This is a genomic window from Vibrio sp. 1978 (assembly GCF_033344345.1).
The window spans coordinates 1-620 of the sequence record NZ_JAWPOP010000660.1; the positions used below are offsets into that span (position 1 = coordinate 1).

General features: G+C 43.9%; 1 protein-coding gene. It reads right to left on the bottom strand.

The window, feature by feature from the left end; genetic code table 11:
• Nucleotides 1-458 (bottom strand): LacI family DNA-binding transcriptional regulator (locus tag R8N49_RS28400; RefSeq protein WP_318190602.1); only part of this gene is annotated, 458 nt, incomplete at its 3' end.
• Nucleotides 459-620 lie beyond the last annotated feature (162 nt).

The following is a 620-nucleotide window of genomic DNA, read 5'->3' on the forward strand; positions in this document are numbered from 1 at the left end:
TCTTCGTTGGTGCAGTTCAGCAGCACAGGCGGTAAGGAAGCTGTGACGCGTTGCTGCTCCAACTCTCGCGTCATACTGGATGCGTAAACCAAACCTGCGTAATCACCGCCGTTGATCTCCGACTCAATCTTGCTTGCCAACACTTCATCATGGCTGTAATTGAAGGTCACCAATATGTAGTCGTTCGACCAAGCTTCTTCTCTCGCTGCATTGATGGCATCGATAAATGGGTCATAACTGGTTAAGCCGTTGATCACCAATGCGATCTTTTTAGGACGTCCCAAAGCATGGGCAACCTTTTTGTTTTTGTAGCCAAGTGATTCTGCGGTTTCGAGCACTTTACGTTTGGTCGCTTCCGCGATTTTTACGGAAGTTGAGCCATTCAATACCAGCGATACGGTCGACTGAGAGACGCCAGCCGCCGCCGCAATGTCACTCATGGTGATTTTTTTAGCCATTCTGTTCTTTTACTTAATTTCGTTAGCTAAAGATATTAGCTAAAGATTAAGTTCGGATCATCCTTTAAAGATGAAGATCACAAAAGTAAGTCAGAGCAACTTAAAAGCTGTGATTTTCACCACGTTTATTCTTTGAGCACCTAGTCATTAAATTATTAATTA